This window comes from Dyella sedimenti (genome assembly GCF_022760995.1).
Lineage (GTDB): Bacteria > Pseudomonadota > Gammaproteobacteria > Xanthomonadales > Rhodanobacteraceae > Dyella > Dyella sedimenti.
Window position 1 is genome coordinate 377,504 of sequence record NZ_JAKWJO010000001.1, and the last position, 25,944, is coordinate 403,447.

General features: G+C 68.6%; 19 protein-coding genes, 1 pseudogene and 1 riboswitch. Of the genes and pseudogenes, 9 read left to right on the forward strand and 11 right to left on the reverse strand.

The features are described from left to right. Nucleotides 1–105: 105 nt before the first annotated feature. On the reverse strand, nucleotides 106–2,943 hold the full coding sequence (locus tag MJ605_RS01715; protein ID WP_425600954.1) for a bifunctional diguanylate cyclase/phosphodiesterase: 2,838 nt from the start codon (nucleotides 2,941–2,943) through the stop codon (nucleotides 106–108). A gap of 325 nt (nucleotides 2,944–3,268) precedes the next feature. On the opposite strand from MJ605_RS01715, the gene MJ605_RS01720 reads away from it, so the two are divergent. After that, a complete protein-coding gene (locus MJ605_RS01720) occupies nucleotides 3,269–4,177 on the forward strand; it encodes a DUF2138 domain-containing protein (protein WP_243039128.1) in 909 nt (302 codons plus the stop codon). 70 nt (nucleotides 4,178–4,247) lie between these two features. On the opposite strand, the gene MJ605_RS01725 is transcribed toward MJ605_RS01720, so the two are convergent. The 5 genes and pseudogenes from MJ605_RS01725 to MJ605_RS01745 all read right to left on the reverse strand — a co-directional run bounded on the left by MJ605_RS01725 (nucleotide 4,248) and on the right by MJ605_RS01745 (nucleotide 8,906). Beyond that, nucleotides 4,248–5,150 carry a DUF4097 family beta strand repeat-containing protein gene (locus MJ605_RS01725; RefSeq protein WP_243039129.1) on the reverse strand — a complete coding sequence of 301 codons (903 nt, stop codon included), beginning with the start codon at nucleotides 5,148–5,150 and terminating at the stop codon, nucleotides 4,248–4,250. Between the two features lie 18 nt (nucleotides 5,151–5,168). Next, nucleotides 5,169–5,612 carry a hypothetical protein gene (locus tag MJ605_RS01730; protein WP_243039130.1) on the reverse strand — a complete coding sequence of 148 codons (444 nt, stop codon included), beginning with the start codon at nucleotides 5,610–5,612 and terminating at the stop codon, nucleotides 5,169–5,171. Beyond that, nucleotides 5,609–6,154: an RNA polymerase sigma factor gene (locus MJ605_RS01735; RefSeq protein WP_243039131.1), complete on the reverse strand. Its 546-nt coding sequence runs from the start codon at nucleotides 6,152–6,154 to the stop codon at nucleotides 5,609–5,611. Before MJ605_RS01735 ends, MJ605_RS01730 begins: the two co-directional genes overlap by 4 nt. A 167-nt stretch (nucleotides 6,155–6,321) precedes the next feature. Then, nucleotides 6,322–8,106 (reverse strand): annotated as a pseudogene (locus MJ605_RS01740) (phosphoenolpyruvate carboxykinase (GTP)); the annotation flags it as partial. Between the two features lie 221 nt (nucleotides 8,107–8,327). After that, entirely contained in the window at nucleotides 8,328–8,906 is a 579-nt protein-coding gene (locus tag MJ605_RS01745; protein ID WP_243039133.1) for a TetR/AcrR family transcriptional regulator, read from the reverse strand. Between the two features lie 123 nt (nucleotides 8,907–9,029). Between MJ605_RS01745 and MJ605_RS01750 the strand changes: the two genes are divergently transcribed. Both MJ605_RS01750 and MJ605_RS01755 read left to right on the forward strand, forming a co-directional pair. Then, entirely contained in the window at nucleotides 9,030–9,923 is an 894-nt protein-coding gene (locus tag MJ605_RS01750) for an alpha/beta fold hydrolase (RefSeq protein ID WP_243040000.1), read from the forward strand. Between the two features lie 43 nt (nucleotides 9,924–9,966). Then, nucleotides 9,967–12,438, forward strand: a complete 2,472-nt coding sequence (locus tag MJ605_RS01755; RefSeq protein WP_243039134.1) for an acyl-CoA dehydrogenase — start codon at nucleotides 9,967–9,969, stop codon at nucleotides 12,436–12,438. Nucleotides 12,439–12,527: 89 nt separating this feature from the next. Here MJ605_RS01755 and MJ605_RS01760 read toward each other — a convergent pair whose 3' ends face one another. Continuing rightward, the gene (locus tag MJ605_RS01760; protein WP_243039135.1) at nucleotides 12,528–13,436 is read right to left on the reverse strand and encodes a CPBP family intramembrane glutamic endopeptidase; all 909 of its coding nucleotides are present in this window, start codon (nucleotides 13,434–13,436) and stop codon (nucleotides 12,528–12,530) included. Between the two features lie 87 nt (nucleotides 13,437–13,523). Next, a complete protein-coding gene (locus MJ605_RS01765) occupies nucleotides 13,524–15,125 on the reverse strand; it encodes a peptide chain release factor 3 (RefSeq protein WP_243039136.1) in 1,602 nt (533 codons plus the stop codon). Nucleotides 15,126–15,451: 326 nt separating this feature from the next. Between MJ605_RS01765 and MJ605_RS01770 the strand changes: the two genes are divergently transcribed. The 3 genes from MJ605_RS01770 (at nucleotide 15,452) to MJ605_RS19255 (ending at nucleotide 19,291) form a co-directional block, all read left to right on the forward strand. Then, entirely contained in the window at nucleotides 15,452–17,884 is a 2,433-nt protein-coding gene (locus MJ605_RS01770; RefSeq protein WP_243039137.1) for a TonB-dependent receptor plug domain-containing protein, read from the forward strand. A 10-nt stretch (nucleotides 17,885–17,894) separates the two neighbouring features. After that, complete coding sequence (locus MJ605_RS01775) at nucleotides 17,895–19,034, forward strand: pyridoxal phosphate-dependent aminotransferase (RefSeq protein ID WP_243039138.1); 1,140 nt, start codon at nucleotides 17,895–17,897, stop codon at nucleotides 19,032–19,034. Nucleotides 19,035–19,159: 125 nt separating this feature from the next. Then, entirely contained in the window at nucleotides 19,160–19,291 is a 132-nt protein-coding gene (locus tag MJ605_RS19255) for a hypothetical protein (protein ID WP_279237360.1), read from the forward strand. Between the two features lie 149 nt (nucleotides 19,292–19,440). Here MJ605_RS19255 and MJ605_RS01780 read toward each other — a convergent pair whose 3' ends face one another. Then, nucleotides 19,441–20,103, reverse strand: coding sequence for a M24 family metallopeptidase (locus tag MJ605_RS01780; RefSeq protein ID WP_243039139.1), 663 nt, complete (start codon nucleotides 20,101–20,103; stop codon nucleotides 19,441–19,443). A gap of 37 nt (nucleotides 20,104–20,140) precedes the next feature. Continuing rightward, nucleotides 20,141–20,497 (reverse strand): DUF1304 domain-containing protein, encoded by a 357-nt coding sequence (locus MJ605_RS01785; protein WP_243039140.1) that lies wholly within the window; start codon nucleotides 20,495–20,497, stop codon nucleotides 20,141–20,143. Nucleotides 20,498–20,700: 203 nt separating this feature from the next. Next, a riboswitch (SAM riboswitch) is annotated at nucleotides 20,701–20,816 on the forward strand. Nucleotides 20,817–20,902: 86 nt separating this feature from the next. On the opposite strand from MJ605_RS01785, the gene metX reads away from it, so the two are divergent. The 3 genes from metX to MJ605_RS01800 are packed head-to-tail and all read left to right on the forward strand — an operon-like array spanning nucleotide 20,903 to nucleotide 24,257. Then, nucleotides 20,903–21,931 (forward strand): homoserine O-succinyltransferase MetX, encoded by a 1,029-nt coding sequence (gene metX, locus MJ605_RS01790; RefSeq protein WP_243039141.1) that lies wholly within the window; start codon nucleotides 20,903–20,905, stop codon nucleotides 21,929–21,931. 38 nt (nucleotides 21,932–21,969) lie between these two features. Next, entirely contained in the window at nucleotides 21,970–23,178 is a 1,209-nt protein-coding gene (metB, locus tag MJ605_RS01795; RefSeq protein ID WP_243039142.1) for a cystathionine gamma-synthase, read from the forward strand. Beyond that, nucleotides 23,175–24,257 (forward strand): homoserine dehydrogenase family protein, encoded by a 1,083-nt coding sequence (locus tag MJ605_RS01800; protein WP_243039143.1) that lies wholly within the window; start codon nucleotides 23,175–23,177, stop codon nucleotides 24,255–24,257. The genes metB and MJ605_RS01800 overlap by 4 nt, the downstream gene beginning before the upstream one ends. Nucleotides 24,258–24,325: 68 nt before the next feature. Here the strand turns inward: MJ605_RS01800 and MJ605_RS01805 are convergent, their stop codons facing one another. Then, a complete protein-coding gene (locus tag MJ605_RS01805; protein ID WP_243039144.1) occupies nucleotides 24,326–25,933 on the reverse strand; it encodes an APC family permease in 1,608 nt (535 codons plus the stop codon). Nucleotides 25,934–25,944 lie beyond the last annotated feature (11 nt).

The following is a 25,944-nucleotide window of genomic DNA, read 5'->3' on the forward strand; positions in this document are numbered from 1 at the left end:
ACACGCAGCCCGTTTCCTCTATCCCAAGCTTCCCGGCGGAGACCGATAGCTGTCGCCGTGGTCCATGGTCGTCGCGACAGCATGCACCGCTTCAACGCCACGGCCCTACGGCAGCGCGAAATGGTGCTCGCGCTGCAGCCACACCTCGGCCATCTTCGGCGTGGCGAACAGGAAGCCCTGGCCGTAGCGGCAGCCGATGCGCAGCAGGGCCTGGCGCTGGTCCTCGTCCTCGATGCCCTCGGCGATCACCTGCATCTGCAGCGAATTGGCCAGCGCCTGGATCGCGCGCACCACGGCGGTGCCGTGGCCACCCTCGCGCGGCAGCTCGACGATGAAGGAGCGGTCGATCTTCAGCGTCTCGATCGGGTACTGGTGCAGGTAGCTCAGTGACGAATAACCGGTGCCGAAGTCGTCCAGCGCGATGCTGACGCCATGCGAGCGCAGGTTGTCGAGCATGCGCTTGACCTGGATGGCGTTCTCCAGCAGCGCGCGCTCGGTCACCTCGATGCGCAGGCAGCGCGGCGGCAGGTGGTGCGACTGGATCAGGTCCAGCATGCGGCGGTCCAGGTCGGCGGAGCGGAAATGCCGGCCGGAGACGTTGATGCTGACGAAGCCATCCGGCCCGGCCAGCGCCTCGGCCTGGGCGCAGACCTGGTCGAAGATCTGCCAGTCGATGCTTTCCGAACAGCCGCTTTCCTCGGCTACCGCCAGGAAATCGGCCGGCGTGAGCAGGCCGCGGTCGGGGTGGCGCCAGCGCAGCAGGGCCTCGTAGCCCACCGTGCGACCGGTCTGCAGGGCCACGATGGGCTGGTAGAACGGCACGAACTCGTTGCGGCTCAGCGCGCGGCGCAGGTCGCCTTCCATTTCCAGTAGCGAGAGCGCCTCGCGGCGCAGCCGGTCGTCGAACACCGCGGCGCGGTGGCGGCCTTCGTCCTTGGCACGGTACATCGCGGCATCGGCGTCGCGCAGCAGTTCCTCGGGCCGCTGGTAGTGCGGGCTGGGCAGGGCGATGCCGATCGAGGCGGAGGTGAAGATCTCCTTGGCGCCGAGCCGGAACGGCGTCTGCAACTCGTCGATGATGCGCTCGGCGATCAGCAGCGCCATCTTCGGATCGACGATGCCCTCGGCCAGCACGGCGAACTCGTCGCCGCCCAGGCGCGCCACCACGTCGCGCGTCTTCAGGCAGGCGCGGATGCGGCCGCCCACCTGGAACAGCAGGTCGTCGCCGACCAGGTGGCCTACCGAGTCGTTGATGACCTTGAAGCGGTCCAGGTCGATGAACAGCACCGCGAACAGCTCCTGCGCATCGCCGTGGTAGCGCTGCAGGGCCTGCTCCAGGCGCTGCAGCAACAGGGTGCGGTTGGGCAGGCCGGTCAGCGAATCGTGCAGGGTCTCGTACTTCAGGCGGCGCTCGACGCGCTCGCGTTCGGCGATCTGCTCGCGCAGGTCGCGGTTGGCCAGGGCCAGCGCGCGGGTGCGCTCGGTGACACGGCGCTCCAGGCTGGCGTAGGCCTGCTTCAGCGATTCGGTGGTGTGCTTGCGCTGCAGCGCGTTGGCCACGTGGTAGCCCACGAAGGTCAGCAGCTCCTGGTCACGCACGTCGTAGGTGTGCTCGGGCGAATAGCTCTGCACCGCCAGCACGCCCATGGCGCGGTCGCCCCAGATCAGCGGCACACCCAGCCAGCACACCGAGCGCGAGCCGCGATGGGTGATCTCGCCCTCGCGTTCGAGCCGCTCGAATTCCGACGGGTCGGCCAGCAGCGGCTTGCCGTGCCGCAGCACGTATTCGGTGACGCCGCGGCCGTGTGCGCGGGGCAGGCGCACGGTGTCGTACTCGTCCACCGAGTAGGGGAAGCTGAGCGTCTTTTGCTCCTCGTCGAGCAGGGCGATGTAGAAGTTGCGCGCGTACAGCAGGCCGCCGATCACGCGGTGCACGGCGGCGTAGAAGTTGTCCAGGCTCTCCGTGGCGTTGGCCAGTTCGGCGATGCGGAACAGCGCGGCCTGCAGCCGCTCGCCGCGCTGGCGCTGCAGCACCTGCTGGCGCAGCACGCGATTGGCCTCGCGCAGCGCGGCGGTGCGGCTGGAGACGCGGCGCTCCAGTTCCTCGTGCGCCTCGCGCCGCTCCAGCGCGGTCTGCACGTGCTTGGCCACGTAGCTGAGCAGCTCGCGGTCGTGCTGGCTGTAGTGGGTGTCCTCGCGGTAGCTCTGCATCACGATGCCGCCCACCACGCGTCCCTCGCGCACCAGCGGCACGCCCAGCCAATGTTCGCACACCGGCCCGACCTGCACGAAGCGGCCTTTGAACTGCTCGGCCAGCTCGGCGAACGAGCCCATGATGGCCTGGCCGCACTGCAGCAGGTTCCAGGTGAGACTGTGGCGCATGTCCTGCAGCGGAACCCCCTTGTCGGGCGGCGGCGGGTCAGTGTCCATGGTGTCGACGTAGTACGGGAAGCGCACCGTGTCGGTGGCCGCGTCGTACAGCGCGATATAGAAGTTCTCCGCGTACATCAGGCTGCCGAGGATGGCATGCAGCGAGTGCATCATCTCGGCCATGTTGTGCTCGGAGCCCGCCTGGTCGGCAATGGCGTACAGCGCCCGTTGCAGGCGTTCGGCCAGGGCCAGGCGGGAGATCGCCTCGTACAGGCGCGAGGTTTCGGCCAACTGGCGCAGGCGCGTGGCGGCCAGCCGCCCCAACCACGACAACTGGTCATGCAGCGGGTCGGGCACGACGCCGGTGGGCAGTTCCAGCACCAGCGAGCGCAGGCCCTGTGGGTCCTCGGCCAGTTCCATCTGCAGGGCGGTGCCGCTCGTGGCGGGCGGATCGCCCAGCAGGCGCCAGTGCAGGTGTCCCTGCACGCCCAGTTCGTCGAGCATGGCCTCGCAGATTTCCAGCACGCTGGCAGCATCTGTCGCGCGGAACAGGCGTTCCACGGCAGCATGCATGGCGGCCACATGGCTGTCCGCCAGCCATGGCGCTGAGGCTGTGCTGGTAGGGGCCGAAGTCATCGGTCGCAGGCGGATCCGTGCGTTGTCGACAAAGCTGACTATATAGCGAGTCCATTCAGCTTTGTCGCTGACTGATTCACTGGCGGGAACCGAACGATCTGGCGGATGTCAAAAAAACGTGATTGCGGAGGGCTGGAACAGCCCCGCAAAGCCTCCATCTGGGTGTTAGTAAAAAGTAAAACGTGGTATCTTGCCTCCCATCGTCTCTGGGAGGGGGCGACACCATTCCTGTCCCACGGGTCTCGCGGGAGTTTTCGCGTACATGCGTCGTTTGCTGTTGTCATTGCCGCTGCTCGCCATGCCGCTTCTCGCGGCAGGGCAGACCGTGGCCGGCGACGACACGGCGAACCGCCTGCTGATGCAGCCCGCCGGGCAGACGGACCAGCCGGGCAGCGTGCCGCTGTGGCGCGGCGCGGATGGCCACTGGCTCTCCCTCCAGTCGAACAGCGAGCCGCTCGCCACGGTCCAGGCCCAGGCGGACTCGCCCTTGCAGTTGCGCGCGCTGGACTCGGCCACGGTGTCCTCCAGTGCAATGCAGTACGGCATCGGCCCGAATCTGCAGGCGCATGTCGGCGTGAGCGAGCGCAACTGGGCCAACAACCAGGCGCCCCGCATCATCGGCAGCGAAGTGGGTGCAACCTACAATGCCGGGCGCTACAGCCTGGGTCTCAGTCTGGGCACCGACAGCGTGCCGGGCAGCAACGCCACGCTGCCGCGGCTGCTGCCGGGCGCCGTGCCCGGCGTGAATGGCCTGCCGGGCTTCGACAGCAGCACCCAGCTCAATGCGCACGGCCGGTTGGCGCTGGACGCCAAGAGTGGCATCGACCTGGGCGCCAGCGTGGGCCGGGTGCGTCTGCTGCCGGGCAACCTGCTTGGCATCAGCACGCTGGACCAGAAGGCGGTGAGCTTCGGCGTGGACCGCGGTCCGCTGAGCGGCAGCATCGTCGGCCGCACCATGCAGCCGGAGGCCGGCATCCCTGGCGCGGGCTACAACCCCGACCGCCGCTGGAGCAGCATCGACCTGGGCGTCACCTTCCGCCTGCCGTGGCAGGGCCAGTTGAGCATCGGCGCGCAGAACCTGTGGTCGTCCGGTGGCGGCGTGAATACGCCGGTGGGCCCGGAACCGGACCAGTCGCGCACGCCCTACGTGCAGTACCACCAGGACCTGTAAGCGTCGCTTTCCATCCGCAGCAAAACGCCGGGCTCTTGCCCGGCGTTTTTCGTTTCGGGGCGGTTACCGCTCAGTCCTGGCGGCGGATGCGCAGGTCGCCGCTGAAGGTCTCCACGTTCATCTTGCCGTCGCCGCTGCCCGCGGTGGCCTGCAGTTCGCTGCCTGGGCCATGCTCGGGCTTCTTCACCGTGCCGAAGTCGCTGCGCAGGTCGCCGCTGAAGGTGCTGGCGTGGATGATGGCCGAGAGATCGGACGGCACCTGCACCTGCACGTCACCGCTCATGCTGTCGACGCTGAAGCTGCCGCCTGGCGCCAGCCCGCCGGCCAGTTGCACGTCGCCGGACACGGTGCTGAGGCTCAGCTTGTGCCACGGCCCGCCGCTGACCCGGATGCGGCCGGAAACCGTCTGCAGCTCGGCCTCGCCGCCCACGCTGGGGGCCAGGATGTCGCCGCTGACAGTCTGCAGGGCGACCTTGTCGGCGCTGCCGGCCAGTTCGATGCTGCCGCTGACGCTGTCCACGTCGATCTGCGGGGAGCGGGCGTTGACGCGGGCCTTGCCGCTCACCGTGTTGGCCTTGATGGTGCCGCCCACGATGCCGTCGATGCTCAATGGCGCGCTGACCACGTCCACGTCCAGCGAGGCGCCCTTGGGCACGCGCACGTCCAGCGTGGTGGAGCCCATCGCGGTATCGCTGTTCCAGTTGAACCAGCCGGACTTGCCCAGCGGCTGCACCTTGATGGTCATGTCGCTGTCGCTGCCTTCGATGGCGAGCGGCCGGGCGCCGTCGCCGAGCCGGCCGCCGACCTGCACCTGGTTGCGGTCCCAGGCGGTGACGGTGACTGCGCCTTTCACGTTGCTGATGCTCACGTGGACGGTGGGCGTGGCGTCGTGGCTGAGGTTGATGGGCGTGTCGGCCAAGGCCTGGCCGATCGACAGGCTGAGCAGAAGGGGGATGACGCGTGCGGTTTTCATGGTGAAGGCTCCGCTGGCTCAGCCAGCCTGGTGTTCCATCTGTTGCAGTTGCGACTGCTGCTTCTGTGTGCGGTATAGCAGGCGCTGCAGCGCGGGTGAATCGGGCGCCTGCTGGATGGCCTGGCGCAGCTCCATGCTGGCGGCGTCGAGTTCCACCGCGGCGCCGGCAAGACGGGGATCGGCCGGCCGCCAGCGCTCGGGGTTCGCCACGGACGCGGCGTTGGCCGCCGTCACCGGGCGCTCGCGCAGGTGCACGGCAAGGCTGCCGGCGAACAGCGAGAGGCCGGCGAAGCTGGCGGCGACCAGCCATTCGCGCGGGCGAAGGCGTGGCCGCCGGGCGGGCGGTACGGCTTGCGTGCCGGCGGCATCCAGCGCGGCCTCGATGCCGGGCCACAGGTCGTTTCGCGGCGCCACCGGTTCGCGCAGGGCGCGGGTCTGACGGAGCCATTCGAATTCGTTCATGAGTGTTCTCCCAAAGCTTTCCGCAGCAGGCCGCGCGCGCGATGCAGCTGCGCTTTCGACGAACCCACCGCCATGCCGAGTTCGGCGCCGATTTCCTCGTGCCGCCAGCCCTCGATGTCGTGCAGTACCAGCACGGCCCGCGCGCGTGGCGGCAGTTTGCCGACGGCACGTTCCAGTTCTTCGCGTTCGGCGGCGCAGAATGGCGTTTCGCCGTGGTCCGGCATGTCGTCCTCGGCCATCATGCTGACCGGATCGGCGCCACGGGCCCGGATATCCATCAGCGCCACGTTGACGGCCAGCCGGTACAGCCAGGTGCCGAAGCTGCTTTCGCCGCGGAAGCCGTCCAGCTTCTGCCAGGCGCGCACGAAGGCATCCTGGGTCAGGTCCTCGGCGCGCGCGTGGTCGTAGCCGGCCAGGCGATAGACGGCGCCGTACACGCGGTTCACGTGCTGCCGGTAAAGCCGCTGGAAAGCCTGCCGGTCGCCAGCGGCGGCGGCGCGGACGTCGTCCGTGTCGTTGGTGTCCGCGGCGGGCGGCGGCATGGCGTTTCCGGTGGCGTGGCAGACGGCGGTCATCTTGCCAGCTTGGATGCGCCTGAGGGGGAGAAGGGTTTAGAGGGACGCAGAGGTTTGTGGGAGCGCACCCTGTGCGCGACAGGCCGGCACGGCCGTCGCGCACAGGGTGCGCTCCCACAGGAAGGCAGGAGCGGTCAGGCGGTTACCGCGATCTCCAGCGCCCTGGCGATGCGCCGCTGCTGTTCGTGCAGTTCATCGGGCAGGCGTTCGCCGAAACTGCGCAGGTAGTCGCCGATGGCGGCCAACTCCTCGCTCCAGCCGGCGGGGTCGACCTCCAGCAAGGCATCGAGCGCATGGCGGTCGAGCGCCAGGCCATCGAGCCTCAGCTCGCCATCCGCCGGCACGGTGCCGATCGGCGTGCGCACGCCCTCGGCGCGGCCCTCGATGCGGTCGATCATCCATTCCAGCACGCGCAGGTTGTCGCCGTAGCCGGGCCACAGGAAGCGTCCCTGCTCGTCCTTGCGGAACCAGTTGACGTGGAAGATGCGCGGGAGATTCGCGCCCGGCCGGTCGAATGACAGCCAGTGGCGGAAGTAGTCGCCGTAGTGGTAGCCGGCGAACGGCTTCATCGCCATGGAATCGCGGCGCAGCACGCCCACCGCGCCGGTGGCGGCGGCGGTGGTTTCCGAGCCCATCGCCGCGCCGACCAGCACGCCGTGGGCCCAGTCGTCCGCCTCGAACACCAGCGGCACCAGCGAGGGCCGGCGACCGCCGAACACGATGGCGCTGATCGGCACGCCCTGCGCATCCTCCGCGCGCGGCGACCAGGCCGGGCATTGCCGGGCGCTCACCGTGAAGCGCGAGTTGGGATGCGCGGCGGGGCCGTTAGCGGGGTCATAGGGGCGGCCCTGCCAATCGACGGCGGGCGTGCCGGGCAGGCCTTCCCACCATGGCTGGCGGTCAGCGGTGAGGGCGACGTTGGTGAAGATGGTGTCGCGCGCGACGGTCGAGAGCGCGTTCGGGTTGGTGGCGCCGCTGGTCCCTGGCGCCACGCCGAAGAAGCCGGCCTCGGGGTTGATGGCGTAGAGGCGGCCGTCCTCGCCGGGGCGCATCCAGCAGATATCGTCGCCTACCGTCCACACCTTCCAGCCGTCGCGGCGGTAACCCTCCGGCGGGATGAGCATGGCGAGGTTGGTCTTGCCGCAGGCCGAGGGGAAGGCCGCGGCGACGTAGTGCGTTTCGCCCCTGGGATTCTCGATGCCGACGATCAGCATGTGCTCGGCCAGCCAGCCTTCGCTGCGGGCCTGCCAGCTGGCGATGCGCAGGGCGTGGCATTTCTTTCCAAGCAAGGCGTTGCCGCCGTAGCCGGAGCCGTAGGACTTGATGGTCAGTGCCTCGGGGAAGTGCATGATGAAGCGGCGCTCCGGATCCAATTCGCCGATGGAGTGCAGGCCCTTCACGAACGGGTGGCCCGCGGCCAGGCCCTCGCGCTCGATGCGCTCCAGTGCCGCCGCGCCCATGCGCGTCATGGTGCGCATGTTCGCCACCACGTAGGGACTGTCCGTGATCTCCACGCCGCAGCGGGCCAGCGGCGAATCGATCGGGCCCATGCAGTAGGGCACCACGTACATGGTGCGGCCTTCCATGCAGCCGTCGAACAGCGCGTCCATCCTGGCGTTCGCCTCGGCCGGGGCCATCCAATGATTGTTGGGGCCGGCGTCCTCGGGGTCCTCGGTGCAGACGAAGGTCAGGTGCTCGACGCGGGCCACGTCCGACGGGTGCGAGCGGTGCAGGTAGCAGCCGGGGTGGGTCTGCTGGTTGAGTTCGACCAGGTCGCCGGTCGCCAGCATTTGCTGTACCAGTTGCTGGTACTCGGTATCGGAACCGTCGCACCAATGGATCCGCGCCGGGCGCGTCAGGGCGGCCGTTTCTTCCACCCAGCGCTGTAGGGCTTCCAGCTTGCTCGACATCGGGTCCTCGCTCTGGTCTTGGAATAAAAGAGAGCGAAAACGCTAACTTGCGGATACTGGCATGGCAAGGTGGGGTGCAGCAAAGGCAACTGGGCGCGGGACAAATCGTTGCCCTGGCCGAAAGTTAGGTAGGGCATGGCAGACCACTTGGGTAGGTGGACTGCTCGTGGATGGGCAAGGAAAAACGCCGCCCGATGGGCGGCGCTGGGTGCCGGCGTCGGCGCCGCCGTTCAGGCGGGAGTGAGCGTGCGGATCATGTGCTCGACGTAGGCGTCGAATTCGTCGTGGCTGATGCGCGGCAGGCCCAGCGTGAAGTTGAGCTGCAGGAAACCCACGTAGGCGGCATAGGTAAGGCGGGCGCGGTTCAGCGCCTCGTCGGCGGGCAGGCCGGCCTCGCGGTAGATAGTGGTGAGGAACTCCATGCGCCGCTGCGACACGCGGGCCATCACCGGCACCACCTGGGGATGGTCCAGCGCCTTGAGCAAGGCGGCGTAGACGCGGTGGGGCGCCAGTTCGTGGGCGACGCGGCGGAACAGTTCGGGCAGGCGCGCGCGGGGATCGGGCATGGCCTCGATCTGGGCGATCACCTCGCGCTCGCCGTACTGCTCCCAGCGTTCCAGCGCGGCCTGCAGCAGCGCCTCGCGGGTACGGAAATGCCAGTAGAAGCTGCCCTTGGTGACGCCCAGCTGGCGTGCAAGGGCCTCCACGGCCAGGGCGCCGACGCCCTGGTCGGCGATCAGCCGGAGGGCGGCGTCTTCCCAGTCCTCGGCGGACAGGCGGGTACGTTCGGGTTTGGCGCTTGCATTCATGCACGCATGGTACCCCAGTCGACAGGTCCGTATGGATGCGGCCGGCAAGTCGTTGAATCGGTGAGGAGGCCGTGCGGCGCCGCATATTGACGTGGCGGTTTGCCGCAATCCATACTCGTGCGTATGGTATCGATACCGCCACCCGAAAAAAATCTCGCCCACGTTCCGGTTGCGGAAGGGCTGGCGCTGGCCGTGGAGGTGTGCCACCCGTCGGGTTCGCCGACGCTGCTGTTCGCGCACGGCTTCGGCCAGACCCGGGGCGCCTGGCGCGGCACCGCCGCCGCGCTGGCGGCGCAGGGCTACCGCTGCGTCAGCTTCGACGCCCGTGGCCATGGCGAGAGTGATCGCGCGCCCGATGGCGAGTACCACATGGAGCAGTTCATCGGCGACCTGCGCCTGCTGGCGCATGCCGAGCTGCGCAAGCCGATCCTGGTGGGCGCCTCGATGGGCGGGCTGCTGGGCCTGGTGCTGGCCGGCGAGATCGACCCGGACGCCTTCCGTGCGCTGGTGCTGGTCGACATCACCCCGCGCTGGGAGACCGCCGGGGTGGAACGCATCCTCGCCTTCATGCAGGCGCACCCGGAAGGCTTCGCTAGCTATGCCGAGGCGGCCGAGGAAATCGCCCGCTACCTGCCGCATCGTGCCGGGCGCAAGAGCGATGACCAGTTGCGTCCGCTGCTGCGCCAGGGCGAGGACGGGCGCCTGCGCTGGCACTGGGATCCCGCCCTGCTGGGCGGCGGCCTGGTGCGCGAGAGCGAGCGCTACCAGCCGCGCCTGATGGCCGCTGCCGCCAAGGTGCGCGTGCCGGTGCTGCTGCTGTCCGGCGGGCGCAGCGACGTGGTGTCGCGCGACACGGTTGGCGAGTTCCTGCAACTGGTGCCGCATGCCGAGCACGTGGAGCTGCCGCGCGCCACGCACATGGTGGCCGGCGACGCCAACGACGCATTCACCCGCGAGATCGCACGCTTCGTGGGCCAGCTTTCCCAGGCCGACCGCAACGATGCGGTGGCCGTATGAATCCTCCCAGATCCGCCCAGTCATCCGTAACGAGGTGCAAGTAATGTCCGTGATCCTGACCCTGCTGGCGGCGCTCATTGCCACCGGCGCCTGTGCCTACCACCGCAGCAGCCTGCGTACGTGGGCGATTGCCACGGTGGCTGCCACCCTCGTGGTCGGCGTGCTCGCGGGCACGCCGTGGACGACCTTCGTGCTGCTGGTGATCGAGCTGGCCATCGCGGTGCCGCTGCTGCTGGACGGCTTCCGCCGCAAGCAGATCAGCGCGCCGCTGCTGAAGATGTTCGCCAAGGTGACGCCGAAGCTGTCCGAGACGGAGCAGACCGCGCTGGAAGCCGGCACGGTGGGCTTCGAGGGCCAGCTGTTCTCCGGCAAGCCGGACTGGCACGAGCTGCTCAAGCAGCCCAGGCCCGAGCTGAGTGTGGAGGAACAGGCCTTCCTCGATGGTCCGGTGCAGGAACTGTGCGGGATGATCGACGACTGGCAGATCACCCACGAGCTGGCCGACCTGCCGCCGGAGGTCTGGGCTTTCATCAAGAAGCACAAGTTCTTCGGCATGATCATCCCCAAGCAGTACGGTGGCCTGGGCTTCTCGGCGCTGGCGCATTCGGCGGTGCTGCAGAAGCTGGCCACCATGTCGGCCACGGTGGCCTCGACGGTGGCGGTGCCCAACTCGCTGGGCCCGGCGGAACTGCTGCTGCACTACGGCAGCGACGAGCAGAAGAACCATTACCTGCCGCGCCTGGCCATTGGCGAAGAAATCCCGTGCTTCGCGCTCACCGGCCCGTACGCCGGCTCCGATGCCACCTCGATCACCGACTACGGCATCGTGTGCAAGCAGGTGGTGGACGGCATCGAGACGCTGGGCATGAAGCTCACTTTCGACAAGCGCTACATCACGCTGGCGCCGATCGCCACGGTAGTGGGCCTGGCCTTCCGCCTGTACGACCCGGAGAAGCTGCTGGGCGACAAGGAAGACCTGGGCATCACGCTGGCGCTGCTGCCGCGCAGCACGCCTGGCCTGGAGATCGGCCGCCGCCACTTCCCGCTGAACATCCCGTTCCAGAACGGTCCGTTGCATGGCAAGGACGTGTTCGTGCCGCTGTCGGTGCTGATCGGCGGCCCGCACATGGCCGGCCATGGCTGGCGCATGCTGGTGGAATGCCTGTCGGTGGGGCGCGCGATCTCGCTGCCATCCAACGCGACGGGTGGCGTGCGCGCTGCCGTGGCGGCGACCGGTGCGTATGCGCGTATGCGCAAGCAGTTTGGTCTGTCCATCGCCCGCTTCGAGGGCGTGGAAGAAGCGCTGGCCCGTATCGGCGGCCTGACCTACGCCACGGCCGCGCTGTCGCGCGCCACGGCGGCGGCGGTGGACCGCGGCGAGAAGCCGGCGGTGCCCTCGGCCATCGCCAAGTACCACGCCACCGAGTGGGGCCGCGTGATCGCCGGCGATGCGCTGGACGTGCATGGCGGCAAGGGCGTGCAGCTAGGCCCGAAGAACTATGCCGGCCGCGCCTGGCAGGGCGTGCCGATCGCCATCACGGTGGAGGGCGCCAACATCATGACGCGCAGCCTGATGATCTTCGGCCAGGGCGCCATCCGCTGCCATCCCTACGTGCTGAAGGAAATGCAAGCGCTGTCGATCGCCGACTACGGTGACCGCCTGCGAACGTTCGACCGCGCGCTGTTCGGCCATATCGGCTTCGGCATCTCCAACGCGGTGCGCGCGTTTACGCTGGGCATCACCGGTTCGCGCATCGGCGACACGGCGGGCGACGCGTACACGCGCCGCTACTACCGCAAACTCAACCGCTACTCGGCGGCGCTGGCGCTGTGTGCGGACACCTTCATGGGCGTGCTCGGCGGCAAGCTGAAGTTCAAGGAGAAGCTCTCCGCGCGCCTGGGTGACGTGCTGAGCTACCTGTACATCGCCAGCGCGATGCTCAAGCGCTACGAGGACACCGGCCGTCCGGAGGCGGATCGTCCGCTGCTGGCCTGGGCCTTCCACGAATGCATGTGGCGTACGCAGATGGCGCTGGACGGCGCGATCCGCAATTTCCCGGTGAAGCCGGTGTCGTGGCTGCTGCGCGTGCTGGTGTTCCCGCTGGGGCGCCGCGAGGTACCGCCGTCGGACCGCCTGGGCCGCCGCGTCGCCGCTCTCATCACCGCGCCGGGCGAGGCGCGCGACCGCCTCACCGAATGGGCCTACCTCGCGCCGACCGCGAACAACACCATCGGCCGCATGAACGCCCTGCTGCCGGACGTGATCGCGGCCGAGCCGGTGGAGCGCAAGTTCGGCAAGGCGCAGAAGGCCGGCCAGTTCAAGTCGCACGACTACCTCGGACAACTGGCCGAGGCGCTGCAGGCGGGCGTGATCTCCGCGCCGGAGCACGATCTGCTCAAGCGCGTGCGCGAGGGGGTGGCCGAGTTCATCGCGGTGGACGACTTCGATCCGGCCGAACTGCGCGCGGCGGTGAGCCGCAAGGACCACGGGAAGAAGCTGGCCGACGCAGCCTGAAGCCGTACCTGTCGTCCCGGCGAAAGCCGGGACACAGCGCCTTTACGGATACCGGCAACGTTCGATGCCGGCTTTCACCGGCATGACGATCAAGGGGCCGCCCGGCGCCAGCGGGGCGGCACGATCGAGCGGCGGCGGATCGCGATGGCGAGCAGGATCGCCGAGCCGCACGAGCAGATCGCCAAGGCAGCCACCGATGCTTCCGCGCCGAACACGCCGCCGCTCAGCCAGTCCGGTCCCGTGCGGCTGGATACCAGCCAGCCATGCGCCTCGGTGCCGGAGACAGGGATGCCGTAGACCGTGCCCTGCATGATGTTCCAGGCGGCGTGCAGGCCCATGCAGGCCCACAGCGAGCGGGTGACGTGGTAGAGCAGGGCGAGCAGCACGCCCGCCTCGATGGCGATGGCCAGCGAACTCCACAGCGTGGCGCCGGGATTGAAGATGTGCGCGGCACCGAAGAACAGCGCGGAGATCGCCAGCGCCCACCAGGTGCCCAGGCCTTCCTCGACAGTGCGGAACAGCACGCCGCGCGTGATGATTTCCTCGGCCACGCCGGCGCCGATGCCGGCGGTCAGCACGCCGGGCAGCCAGTCAGCCCCGGGGTTGGTGCCGTTGACGTGGTAGCTGCCGGCCAGCCACAGCACCAGCACGACCGCGCTGAACAGCAGGGCGCCCAGCAGCAGTCCGGCAGGGACCAGCGTAACCGCGTCGCGCGGGGCGAGTTCTCGCAATGGCCGGCGCTCGATGGCCTTGACCAGCACCAGGTAGGCCGGGATCGTGGCGGCCAGTTGCACGGCGAGGTTGGCCCAGGCGTGTGCCAGATGCGTGGTGCCGGTGGCGAAGAAACCCAGCCAGTTCACCGTGGCCGAAGCCAGCGCGAAAAGCACGAGATAGAGCACGGTGAAGAAGACGATGCGCGCCAAGGGGGAGAACACCAGCCAGCGTTCCCATGGCGTGGCGGTGGATGGCGTGGTGAAGGCGACCTGGGCGATTGGCATGGATCGGGGCGGTCCCTGCGGATGGAGGGGCTAGGCTAGCAGTCTGGGCGCCAGTCCGGCGTGGGCCGGAAGCTGGCCATCCGGAGCCTACAGGTCGACCGAGGTCGCATGCTCGCGCGTGGCCGTGAAGCGTACCGCCGGAGAGCGCTCCTCCGCCAGTTGCAGGTTCACCCGCGAAGGCGCCAGGTAGACCAGTTCGCCAGCTGCGTCGATGGCCAGGTTGTTGGCGTGCTTCTCGCGGAATTCCTCCAGCTTCCTGGCATCGTCGCAATGCACCCAGCGCGCCGTGGTGACGGTGACCGGCTCGAAGCTGGCATCCACGCCGTATTCGTCCTTCAGGCGATAAGCCACCACGTCGAACTGCAGCATGCCCACCGCGCCCAGGATCAGGTCGTTGCTCATCAGCGGACGGAAGAACTGGGTGGCACCTTCTTCCGAGAGCTGGGCCAGGCCCTTCTGCAGCGCCTTCATCTTCAGCGGATCGCGCAGACGCGCGCGGCGGAACAGTTCCGGCGCGAAGTTGGGAATGCCGGTAAAGCTGACCATCTCGCCCTCGGTGAAGGTGTCGCCGATGCCGATGGTGCCGTGGTTGTGCAGGCCGATCACGTCGCCGGGATAGGCGTTCTCCACGATCTCGCGGTCGCTGGCCATGAAGGTGAGCGCGTTGGCGATGCGCACCTCCTTGCCGGTGCGCGTCTGCATCATCTTCATGCCGGCGCGGTAGGTGCCCGAGCAAACGCGCATGAAGGCGATGCGGTCGCGGTGCGCGGGGTCCATGTTGGCCTGGATCTTGAACACGAAGCCGGTGAGGGCTTCCTCCTCCGGCTTCACCTCGCGCGTCAGCGTGGCGCGCGGGCGCGGCGCGGGGGCGTGCTCGACGAAGAAGTCCAGCAGCAGTTGCACGCCGAAGTTGTTCACCGCCGACCCGAAGAACACCGGAGTGAGCTTGCCAGCCAGGTACTGCTCCGCGTCGAACGGGTGCGAGGCGCCCTGCACCAGCTCCAGTTCCTCGCGCAGCTCGGCCAGCGCCTCGGCGCCGACGGCCGCTTCCAGGCCCGGTGCATCCAGGCCCTTGAAGATGGTCGAATCCTGGCGGGTGAAGTTCTTGCCCTGCTCGAACACGTGAACTTCGTCGAGCAGCAGGTGGTACACGCCCTTCAGGCGCTTGCCCATGCCGATGGGCCAGGTCAGCGGCGCGCAGGCGATGCCCAGCACCGACTCCACCTCGTCCAGCAGTTCGACTGGCGAGCGGCCCTCGCGGTCGAGCTTGTTGATGAAGGTCATGATGGGCGTGTCGCGCAGGCGGCACACCTCCATCAGCTTGATGGTGCGCTCCTCCACGCCCTTGGCGCAGTCGATCACCATCAGCGCCGAGTCCACCGCGGTGAGCACGCGGTAGGTGTCCTCGGAGAAGTCCGCATGGCCCGGGGTATCGAGCAGGTTGACGATGCGGCCCTCATAGGGGAACTGCATCACCGAGGAGGTCACCGAGATGCCGCGTTCCTTCTCCAGCGCCATCCAGTCGGAGGTGGCATGGCGCGCGGCCTTGCGGCCCTTCACCGAGCCGGCCATCTGGATCGCGCCGCCGAACAGCAGCAGCTTTTCGGTCAGCGTGGTCTTGCCGGCGTCAGGGTGGCTGACGATGGCGAAGGTGCGGCGGCGGCGGGTTTCGTCGAGGTGCGTGGACATGGCGGCATCGGGGTTGGCGAACCGCCTATTGTACCAAGCCCCGGGCCGGGCCTGCTTTCCGCGCCATTTCGCGGCTTTCAAGGGGTTGCCGGCATTTTCCGGTCTGTCCGCGCAGGCCGGCTGCCGTCATGGCCAAAATGGCATGTTGGTATGACGAAATGCTTTGAGTTGAAGGAAAACTGTCATGTTATGGTCCTTGTGCGATGCGGAATGTCGGCAACGATTTTCCGTCTAGACGTCCAAATAAACGATTGCGCACGGGGTGTGTCGTGGCTCGGGAAAGCAGGGGTTTTCATGGGGCGCCGTTGGCGGCGAGGCGGTTGAAGGTGCTGGCGGTGGCTGTGGCGATGGCCTGGCTGCCTGCCGTGTCGATGGCGCAGGACCAGGCCGGCAATGCCAGGAATCTCAGCACGGTGGTGGTCACCGGCGAACGCGGTGAAAGCGACGCCACCGTGCTCAACAGCGCCGTGCCCATCACGGTGTTCACCAGCGAGGACCTGAAAAAGACCGGCAAGGTGGGCTTGAAGCACATCCTGGCCACGCTCGATCCCTCGCTGACGCTGGCCGAGAACGCCTACGGCACCTCGGCCTCGGTGCGCCCTTTCACCATGCGCGGCTTCAGCGGCGACGAGGTGCTGGTACTGGTCAACGGCAAGCGTCGGCATACCTCCTCGTTCGTCAACAACGTTTCCTCGATCGCGGGAGGCAGCGCGCCGGTCGACCTGGACCTGATCCCGGTCAGCGCCATCGACCATATCGAGGTGCTGCACGATGCCGCCGCCGCCCAGTACGGCTCGGACGCGATCGCCGGCGTGATCAACATCATCCTGAAGCGCGACGACAGCGGCGGCGAGGCCGATACCACCTTCGGCGCGAACTACCACGACGGCGGCGCCACCCTGCAGGAAGAGTTCAACAAGGGCTTCAAGCTGGGCGACGGCGGTTTCCTCAACCTGTCGCTGGATGCGCGGCGGCAGAAACCGGCGCCGCTGCCGGTCTATCCGACGCTTTACCCCTCCAACCCGTTCTACACGCCGCTGCCCGATGGCTCGCCCGATCCGCGCGAGGCGAGTGTGGACCGGCGCCATTTCGACAAGGGCTACGGCCAGCCCACCGACGACCACCTGATCAACCTCGGCTACAACCTGGAGTTGCCGTTGAGCGACAACGTGGCGCTGTATTCCAACGCCACCCTGAGCTATCGCGACGTGGTGGCGGCGAGCACGCCCTATGGCGAGGGCAGCGTCTCCAACCTGCCCGAGATCTATCCCAACGGGTTCCAGGCCTACCGGCACATCTACGAGACCGACTACCAGTTCACCGCCGGGCTCAAGGGGCAATGGGGCGGCTGGCATTGGGATCTCAGCACCACCTACGGACGCGACCATGCCCGCCTGCACGGGCAGAACACACTCAATCCCTCGCTGGGACCGGATAGTCCCACCAGCTTCTATCTCGGCGAGCAGGATTTCGACCAGCTCACCACCAACCTGGACCTGACGCGCGCGTTCGACGTGGGACTGCACGCGCCGCTGCAGGTGTCCTGGGGCCTGGAGCAGCGCTGGGAGAAATACGAACTGGGTGCGGGCGAGCCGGATTCCTACATCAACGGCGGCTATGCCAGCCCGGACGGCCCGTATGCCGGCGTGCTGCGCAACGGCGGCCTGCAGGCATTCAACGGCTATACGCCGGCCAATGCGGTCAACCTGGAACGCGACGTCTATGCCGGCTACGCGGAGGCGGCCACCGACCTCACCGATCGCTGGCACGTGGACCTGGCCGGGCGCTATGAGCATTACAGCGATACGGACCATGTGTTGTCCGGCCAGTTGAGCAGCCGCTTCGCTCTGACCTCGACGCTTGCCCTGCGCGGCTCGATCGGCACCGGCTTCCGCGCGCCCTCATTGCAGCAGGAGGGCTTCGCCACCACCGGCTACAACACGGCGAACCTCGGCAACGGCTACCAGAGCGTGGAATCGCTGTGGCTGCGCGCGAACTCGCCGGTGGCCGCGGCGCTGGGCGGCACGCCGCTCAAGCCGGAGCGGTCGCGCAACTACAGCCTGGGCCTGGTCTATAACCCCACCGACACGCTGCATTTCAGCATCGACGCCTACCAGGTCCAGATCGACGACTTCATCAGCGCGACCGGCTATATCTCCGGCCCGGCGGTGGCCTCGATCCTCACCGGCTACGGCTACTCGGGCCTGGACAGCGTGAAGTTCTTCACCAACGCCGCCGATATCCGCAGCCGCGGCATCGATGCCACGGCGTCATGGCGGCAGGACCTGGGCCGCTACGGCTCCGTCGACTGGACCTTCACCGGCAACGTCAACCACCTGCACGTGCTGAGCACGGTGCCCACGCCGCCGCAGCTGAGCGCGCTCGGCCCCACCTACCAATTGCTCAATGCCGAGGCGCAGGCGGAGATCACCGAGAGCAGCCCCGACCGCAAGCTGATCCTCGGCGGCGACTGGCATCTCGGCAAGCTCGGCGTGCTGCTGCACGAGACGCAGTACGGCACCTACCGCGAGGCCTACGGCGCATGGTTCGACGCGCGCTGGATCACCGACCTGGAAGTCAACTACCAGTTGACCCCGGCGGTGAACCTGGCGGTGGGCGCCAACAACCTGTTCGACGCGCGTCCGTTCAAGTCGGCGGTGGCGTTCTATCCCTCGCTGGGCGAAAGCTACTATGGCAACACCGCGCCCTACGGCCTCAACGGCGGTTACTGGTATGCGCGCCTTGGCATCACCTTCTGAGGAATCTTGCATGTCCGAGCATGGCTTCGATCGCCGCAGCTTTCTCAAGGGAGCCGGCGCCGCCGTGGGCGCGGCCCTGCTGGTTCCCGAGTGGAGCCGTCCCGCGCTGGCGGTCGCCGCGCCGACGGCGACAGGGCAGAGCCTGGTAAGGCTCAGCTTCAACGAAAATCCCTATGGCCCATCGTCGCTGGCCGTGCAGGCGATCCAGCAGGAGTTGGGCCGGGTGGTGCGCTATGGCGACGAAAGCGCCGCCCACGCCTTGCGCGAGCAGGTGGCCGCCTACGAGAAGCTGCCGGCCGACCATGTGGTGCTCGGCGAGGTGCTGGATACGCTGGGCCTGCACCTGGGTACCGAGGGCGGTCCCGGCGGCGAGTTCATCTACTCGACGCCCGGCTACCTGGCCCTGGTCGACGCCACCTCGCGCGTGGGCGGCGTCAGCGTCGCGGTGCCGCTGGACGCCAGCCAGGGCAACGACCTTCTGGCCATCGCGGCGAAGGTGAATCCCAGGACGCGCGCCGTCTACCTAGTCAACCCGCACAACCCCAGCGGCACCGTCAGCGACGATGCGGCGTTCAAGCGCTTCCTTCGCGAGGTATCGCAAAAGACGCTGGTGATCGTGGACGAGGCCTATCTCGAATACACCGAGGACTTCGCCACGCGCAGCGCGGTGGACCTGGTGCGCGAGGGTGCCAACGTGGCGGTGTTCCGCACCTTCGCCAAGATCCACGGCCTGGCCGGCTTGCCCTTCGGCTACCTGTTGGCGCCGCCGGCGCTGGTGGCCGCGCTGACAAAGGAGGGCGCGGGCAGCGCCGAGGGGCTGGGCCGGCTGGCCATCGCCGCCGCCGGCGCGGCGCTGCGGGACACGGCCCTGCTGGAGCGCAGCCGCACCGCCGTGGCACGCGAGCGCGAACGCTGGCTGGCGGTGCTGGCGGAGTTGAAGCTGCCGCACAGCGCATCGGCCGCCAACTTCATCTTCTTCGATGCCGGCCGGCCGCAACACGAGCTGGCCAAGGCATTCCTGCAGCGCGGCATCGACATCGGCCGGGCATTCCCGCCGCTGGAGCACTGGGCGCGCATCACCATCGGCCTGCCGGAGGAAAACGCCAGGGCGCAGGCCGCGCTGCGGGCGATCCTCGCGGGTTCGCTCTAGGGCCTGTTTATGGTCGTGGCCTACATCACTGGAATATCCAAGGATCGAGTGTATAAGTCCGCGTCAGCAGCGCTGCGCTGAATTGGCGCAGTGCGGTCGAACTGGCCTCCGCTGGCATCTGATCGATGGGCGAATTCCTTGCTTTTCTGGCCGGCCTTCTCACGGACTATTGGGGGCAGGCCGGCCAACGCTGGGCATGGTGGGCATTGGGCGCCATCGTGCTGGTGATTGCGCTCATGTGGATGGTGGTGCGGTAGTCACGGGCGGGGAACTTCTTGTCCGCCATCGCGGCCTGCTTCATCGCCAGCCTGCTGCGCTGGATGCAGGGGAGGTAGCCGGGTATCGGCCCCGCACCCCTGTGGCGTCGCGGTCGCGCACAGGGTGCGCTCCCACAGAGATGAGGGGTTCAGGCCGTCAGCAGATCTTCGTAGAACGCCCCGTAGGGTTCGGTCGGGTGGGCGATCTGGATCTCCAGGATCCATAGCCCGCCGGACGGGCGCTCGCCCAGTTCGCCGAGGTCGCCCGCCTTGTGGACCGCATGGGGGAAATCGCTGACGCGGTGGCCTTTCACCTCGTGGTTGAGACGCCAGCCCATGGCTTCGGCCTGCTGGCCGGCGAAGGCGTACAGCGCCTCGCCGCTGAGTCCGCGCTCACGCCAGGCCCCGGCCACCACCTGGAACAATTCGCGCGCCGCATCGGCGCAGGCCTGCCGCTCCGGTGCGTGGCCGATGGTGAAGGTGTCGCCCACGTCGCCCTCATGGCCGTCGAACACCAGCCCCAGGTCGATGAAGTAGATGTCGTTTTCGCCCAGCCGCACGCCGGGATCGGAGCGTTCGCGGTAGGTCAGGGTGGTATTGGCGCCGATGCGGATGATCACCGGATGCCATAGCCGTTCCACGCCCAGTTCGCGGAACACCCCGGCGGCCATGGCCCTGGCCTCGTCCTCGCCGATGCCTGGCCGCATGCGCTGGCGGATGCCATGCAGGGCGGCCCAGCTAAGCTCGCGCGCCCGCTGCATCAGCCGGGGATCGAAGCGGTCGCCGACCGCTTCCTGGGGGAGATGGCTCACGGCGTTATCCGATGTCCCGAGAGGGTAGCCATGGTACTCAGGCCAGCAGCACCAGCGCGATGCCGAGCAGGGCCGGCAGGGCCTGCACCCACAGCACCTTGCGGGTGGCGGTCAGGCCGCCGAACAGGCCGGCCACCAGGATGCAGCCCAGGAAGAACAGGATGACCGCCCGGCCCTCGGCGCCCAGCCACAGGCCCCACAGCAGGCCGGCGGCCAGGAAGCCATTGTAGAGCCCCTGGTTGGCCGCCAGTACCCGGGACTGCTCGGCGAACTCCTGGCTGAGATCGAAGGCGCGCCGGCCCGAGGGGCGGGTCCACAGGAACATCTCCAGCACCAGGAACCACAGGTGCAGGAGGGCGATCAGGGCGACAACGGCGTGGGCAACCAGGGGCATGGGCATCGATCCCGGACGAGGGAGGCGAAGTGTCGCAGTCGACGCGATCGGCCGCAAACCCTGCGGCGAGCCCATTCCGGCGGGACGGCAGGCGGGGTCCTGCGGGCGGATCGGCCGGTTCCGTCCCGATTTTGCGGGCTCTATACGCCTAGACGTTTAGACGTCTATTGACAGGTGCATGCGATGGTCGCTAGTCTTTCCGCCACTCATCGAGACCGGCGGAGGGACAGGCCCTTTGAAGCCGGGGCAACCTGCGGAATCTTCCGCAACGGTGCCAATTCCTGCGGCGGCGCCGAATGGCGCTCCCGCGAGATGAGGGTAGATCCGCACCGCCCGCGTCCGCCGGCCGTGCGTCGCTCCCTCCCTCCGGTCCGCAGGTCGATGCCCGACCGGAGAAGAGCCAAGATGTCCAGCCAGCCGCAACCCGTTCCGCCCGCCGTGTCCGCCCCCGTCGCGGCCATCGGGGCCATGCGGCCGGACCTGACCACCCAGCGCTGCGCCCGCCGCCTGACGCTCACCCCCAAGTACGGCAGCGCTCCCTGCGAGGTGGACGTGCGCTACCTGTGGTGCGGTGCGCCGGACGCGCCCACGGTGATCGTGCAGGGCGGTATCTCGGCCAGTCGCGACGTGGTGTCGCTGGATGGCGAGGTCGCCGCCGGCTGGTGGCAGGCGCTGGTGGGAGCGGGCCTGCCGCTGGACCTGGACCGCTACCGCGTGCTCTCCATTGACTGGCTGACCCCGGCCGACCTCGGCGGCGCGCAGGCGGTGTCCAGCGAGGACCAGGCCGACGCACTGGCCGCCCTGGTGGAATCGCTGGGCATCGGCCGCGTGCATGCTTTCGTCGGTTCCTCCTACGGTGCCATGGCCGCGCTGGCCTTCGCCGCCCGCCACCCGTACGCGCTGGATCGCCTGGTGCTGCTGGCCGGCGCGCACCGGCCGCATCCGCTGGCCACCGCGCAGCGCTCGGTGCAGCGCGGCATCGTGCGGCTTGGCCTGGAGTGCGGCCAGCCCGAGCAGGCGCTGGCGCTGGCCCGCCAGCTCGCCATGACCACCTACCGCGGCAGCGAGGAATTCGCCCGCCGCTTCAACGCCGCGCCGGAGTTCCGCGACGGCCGCTTCCATTTCCCGGTCGAGGACTATCTCGAGCACGCCGGCCGCCGCTTCGTCGAGCGCTTCGACGTGGAGCGCTTCCTGGCGCTGTCCGAATCGATCGACCTGCACGACGTGACGCCCGAGCGGGTTGCCGCGCCCGCCACGCTGATTGGCTTCCCGTCCGACCGCCTGGTGCCGCTGGCCGACCTGTGCGAGCTGCAGCGCCGCCTGCATGGCCCGGCCACGCTGGAAGTGGTCGAGTCGCCCTACGGCCACGACGCCTTCCTCAAGGAAACCGACCGCCTGGCGCCGCTGCTGCGCGACGCGCTGGCCGGCTGTTGACCCGATACCAAGAAAAGCCGCACGCACGGAGATCCACCATGAGCGACACCCCCGCCTCCCACGCCCCCACGGGCACCAGCACCCGCGCCGTGCGCGCCGGCATCGAATCGGACACCCAGCACGGCGCCGTGGTGCCGCCGCTGCACCTGTCCACCAACTATGCCTTCGCCGGCTTCGGCAACAAGCGCGCCTACGACTACTCGCGCAGCGGCAACCCCACGCGCGACCTGCTGGGCGAGGCGCTGGCCGAGCTGGAGCAGGGCGCGGGCGCGGTGGTGACGGCCAGCGGCATGGCGGCGGTGGCGCTGGCGCTGGAACTGGTGCCCGCCGGCTCGCTGGTGCTGGCCGCGCACGACTGCTATGGCGGCACCTGGCGCCTGCTCGACGCCTGGGCGAAGAAGGGGCGTTTCCAGGTGCGCTTCGTCGACCTCACCAACAGCCACGCGCTGGCCGAGGGGCTCGCGCTCAAGCCGTCGCTGGTGTGGGTGGAGACGCCCTCGAATCCACTGCTGCGCATCACCGACATCCGCCACGTGGCGCAGGCTGCCCATGCGGCGGGCGCGCTGCTGGTGGTGGACAACACCTTCCTCTCGCCCGCGCTGCAGCAGCCGCTGGCGCTGGGCGCGGACGTGGTGGTGCATTCGACCACCAAGTACATCAACGGCCACAGCGACGTGGTCGGCGGCGCGGTGGTGGCGCGCGACCCGGCGGTGGCCGAACAGATCAAGTGGTGGGGCAACTGCAACGGCCTCACCGGCGCGCCGTTCGACAGTTTCCTCACCCTGCGTGGCTTGCGCACACTGAGCGTGCGCCTGCGCCAGCACCAGGAGAACGCCGTGCGCATCGCCGAGCGCCTGGACGGCCATGCGGCCGTGCGCAAGGTCTACTACCCGGGCCTGGCCAGCCATGCCGGCCACGCGCTGGCGGCGCGCCAGCAACTGGGTTTCGGCGCCATGCTCAGTTTCGAGCTGGAAGGCGACGTGCCGCAGATCGAGGCCTTCATCGATGGCCTGGCCTATTTCTCCCTGGCCGAATCGCTGGGCGGGGTGGAGAGCCTGGTCGCGCATCCCGCCTCGATGACGCATGCCTCGATGGCGCCGGAAGCGCGCCGCGTGGCCGGCATCGCCGACAGCCTGCTGCGCCTGTCGGTGGGCATCGAGGACGGCGACGACCTGCTGCGCGACCTCGACGCCGCGCTGGCGCGCGCCGAGGCGGTGTCCGAGGCCAAACGCCGGGTGAGCGCATGAGCGCGGTGCTGGCGGCGGAGTCCGCCCCCGTAGCGAAGCCGCTGGCGTCGCCCATCGCCGCGGTGCTGTTGGGCACCGGCGTGGTCGGCGGTGCCTTCCTCAAGCTGCTCAACACGCCGGCCGCCGCCTCGATCCGGCTGGTCGGCGCCGCCAACTCGCGGCGGCAGCAGACGCGTGCCGAGCACCTGGCCGACCGTGCCCTGCGCGAGAAGCTCAAGAGCCACGGCGACATGCGCGACGATGCCGCGCTGCTTGCCGCGCTCGATGCCAATGAGGCCCTGGTCAAGGTGATCGTCGATGCCACCGCCTGCGGCACGCTGGCCTCGCGCCACGCCGAATGGCTGGGGCGCGGCTACCACGTGGTCACCGCCAACAAGTCGCTGGCAGGCGGCGACCTTGCAGGCTGGCGCGCCCTGCAGGCCGCGCTGGCGCAGGGCGGCCGCTATGGCGACTCGGCCACGGTGGGCGCGGGCCTGCCGGTGATCTCCACGCTGCGCCGCCTGCGCCATTGCGGCGACGCGCTGCTCACGCTGGAAGGCGTGTTCTCCGGTTCGCTCTCCTATCTGTTCAACCAGTACGACGGCAGCCAGCCGTTTTCCGTGCTGTTGCGCCGCGCGCGCGAGCTTGGCTATACCGAGCCGGACCCGCGCTCGGACCTGTCCGGCGAGGACGTGGCGCGCAAGCTGCTGATCCTGGCGCGCTGCGCCGGCTTCGCCCTGCGTCCGGACGAGGTGGAAGTGGAAAGCCTGGTACCGGAAAGCCTGCGCGGTGTGGACCTGGAGACTTTCCTGGCTCGCCTGGAGGAACTGGACGAACCGCTGGCGGCGCGGTTCGCCGAGGCGAAGGCCCGTGGTGGCGCGCTGCGCTTCCTGGCCCGCCTCAACCAGCGAGGCCGCGCGCGCGTGGGCCTGGTCGAAGTGCCGGCCAACCATCCGGCCACGCGCCTGTACGGCACCGACAACCAGTTCGCCTTCAGCACCACCCGCTACAACACGCAGCCGCTGGTGATCCAGGGACCGGGCGCCGGCCCGGAAGTGACCGCGCAGGCGCTGTTGGGGGATGTGCTGGCGCTGGCGTGAGCGTGTCGCCCAATAAAAAACGCGCGGCTCGCCACCGCGCGTTTTTTGCTTTCAGGGCTTGCGCCGGTTCAATGATGTGGCGTCGGATTCGCCAGCGCTTCCTCCACCGACGGCGTGCGCCAGCCGGACTTCACGCCCCAGAGGTAGAACACCAGGCCGAACACGGCGACCACCGCCAGGTCCCAGCCGTAGGGCAGGTAGTTGTGGCCGTTGAACTGCGCGCTGCCGGCCCACGACACCGCCGCGATGGCGGGCAGGTAGCAGATCAGCCACAGCGCGCCCTTGAGCTGGCGGCCGAAATCGTGCCAGCCGGCGCGGGCCTGGTAGTACAGGTACACCGGCAGGGCCACGACCATCAGTACGATGATCTCGCCAGTGAGCGGCCAGGTCGCCCAGTACAGCAGTTCGGTCGCCATGATGAAGGCGACGCCGGCGAGAATGGGCAGGCCCTTGATGCGCAGCGGGCGATGCATCTCCGGCGCGGTGCGGCGCAGTGTCATCGCGCTGACCGGGCCGGTGAGGTAGGAGATGATGGTGGCCACCGAGATCACCGCCGCCAGCGTGCCCCAGCCGCGGAAGAAGAACAGGAACAGGAACGACACCGCCAGGTTGAACCACATCGCCGGGCGCGGCACGCCCCACTTCGGATGGATGCGGCCGAGGATCCGGGGCATGGTGCCATTGCGCTCCATGCCGTAGATCATGCGGGCGGTGGTGGCGGTATAGGTCATGCCGGTGCCGCTGGGGCTGATGAAGGCGTCCACGTACAGCAGCATGGCCAGCCAGTGCAGGTTGACGATGATGGCCAGCTCGGCGAACGGCGAGCGGAAGTCGATGCCGTGCCAGCCGGCCTTGGCCAGCATCTCCGGCGGCACCGCGCCGAGGTAGGCCATCTGCAGGATCACGTACACGATGGTGGCCAGCACGATCGAGCCGATCACCGCGAACGGGATGCTCTTGCCCGGGTTGTGCGCCTCGCCGGCGAGGTTCACCGGGCTCTGGAATCCATTGAAGCTGAACACGATGCCGGCGGTGGCCACTGCGGTGAGCACGGCGGCGAAGTCGATCGCGTGTGCGTCACCGTGTATGCCCACCGAGAAGTTGCCGGTGTGGAAGCCGCTGGCGATCAGGGCCAGGCCGGTGGCGGCCGGCACCACCAGCTTGAACACGGTGATGGCGGTGTTGGAGCGCGCGAACAGCTTCACGCTCCAGAAGTTGAGCAGGAAGTAGATGATTACCAGCACCGCGGCGATGGCCAGGCCCGGCTGGGTCAGCTCGCCGTGGCCGTCAGCCATGTGCACGTACAGGTTCTGCGCCCACTGCCACGGCCAGGAGGCCATGTACTGTACCGAGGCCTCGGCCTCCACCGGGATCACCGAGACGATGGCGATCCAGTTGGCCCAGGCGCCGATGAAGCCGACCAGCGAGCCATGCGAGTAGTGGCTGTAGCGCACCATACCGCCCGACTCGGGGAACATCGCGCCCAGCTCCGCGTAGGTCAGCGCGATGGTCATGATGATCGCCGCGCCGAGCACCCACGCCCAGACTGCGCCTGGCCCGGCCAGGCCCGCCGCGCGCCAGGCGCCGAACAGCCAGCCGGAGCCGATGATGGAACCCAGGCCGGTGAGCATGAGGGCGAACGGGCCGACATCGCGGCGGATGGGAGAATGAGACATGCAGGTCCCCA

Bases quoted from the DNA above. Each gene is read 5' to 3' on its own strand.
- MJ605_RS01755 (WP_243039134.1), top strand. From the start codon at position 9,967: ATGTCCGTGATCCTGACCCTGCTGGCGGCGCTCATTGCCACCGGCGCC.
- MJ605_RS01765 (WP_243039136.1), bottom strand. From the start codon at position 15,125: ATGTCCACGCACCTCGACGAAACCCGCCGCCGCCGCACCTTCGCCATC.
- MJ605_RS01750 (WP_243040000.1), top strand. From the start codon at position 9,030: ATGGTATCGATACCGCCACCCGAAAAAAATCTCGCCCACGTTCCGGTT.
- MJ605_RS01725 (WP_243039129.1), bottom strand. From the start codon at position 5,150: ATGAAAACCGCACGCGTCATCCCCCTTCTGCTCAGCCTGTCGATCGGC.
- MJ605_RS01775 (WP_243039138.1), top strand. From the start codon at position 17,895: ATGTCCGAGCATGGCTTCGATCGCCGCAGCTTTCTCAAGGGAGCCGGC.
- MJ605_RS01730 (WP_243039130.1), bottom strand. From the start codon at position 5,612: ATGAACGAATTCGAATGGCTCCGTCAGACCCGCGCCCTGCGCGAACCG.
- MJ605_RS19255 (WP_279237360.1), top strand. From the start codon at position 19,160: ATGGGCGAATTCCTTGCTTTTCTGGCCGGCCTTCTCACGGACTATTGG.
- MJ605_RS01715 (WP_425600954.1), bottom strand. From the start codon at position 2,943: ATGCATGCTGCCGTGGAACGCCTGTTCCGCGCGACAGATGCTGCCAGC.
- MJ605_RS01800 (WP_243039143.1), top strand. From the start codon at position 23,175: ATGAGCGCGGTGCTGGCGGCGGAGTCCGCCCCCGTAGCGAAGCCGCTG.
- MJ605_RS01720 (WP_243039128.1), top strand. From the start codon at position 3,269: ATGCGTCGTTTGCTGTTGTCATTGCCGCTGCTCGCCATGCCGCTTCTC.
- metX (WP_243039141.1), top strand. From the start codon at position 20,903: ATGTCCAGCCAGCCGCAACCCGTTCCGCCCGCCGTGTCCGCCCCCGTC.
- MJ605_RS01785 (WP_243039140.1), bottom strand. From the start codon at position 20,497: ATGCCCCTGGTTGCCCACGCCGTTGTCGCCCTGATCGCCCTCCTGCAC.
- MJ605_RS01805 (WP_243039144.1), bottom strand. From the start codon at position 25,933: ATGTCTCATTCTCCCATCCGCCGCGATGTCGGCCCGTTCGCCCTCATG.
- metB (WP_243039142.1), top strand. From the start codon at position 21,970: ATGAGCGACACCCCCGCCTCCCACGCCCCCACGGGCACCAGCACCCGC.
- MJ605_RS01745 (WP_243039133.1), bottom strand. From the start codon at position 8,906: ATGAATGCAAGCGCCAAACCCGAACGTACCCGCCTGTCCGCCGAGGAC.
- MJ605_RS01735 (WP_243039131.1), bottom strand. From the start codon at position 6,154: ATGCCGCCGCCCGCCGCGGACACCAACGACACGGACGACGTCCGCGCC.
- MJ605_RS01760 (WP_243039135.1), bottom strand. From the start codon at position 13,436: ATGCCAATCGCCCAGGTCGCCTTCACCACGCCATCCACCGCCACGCCA.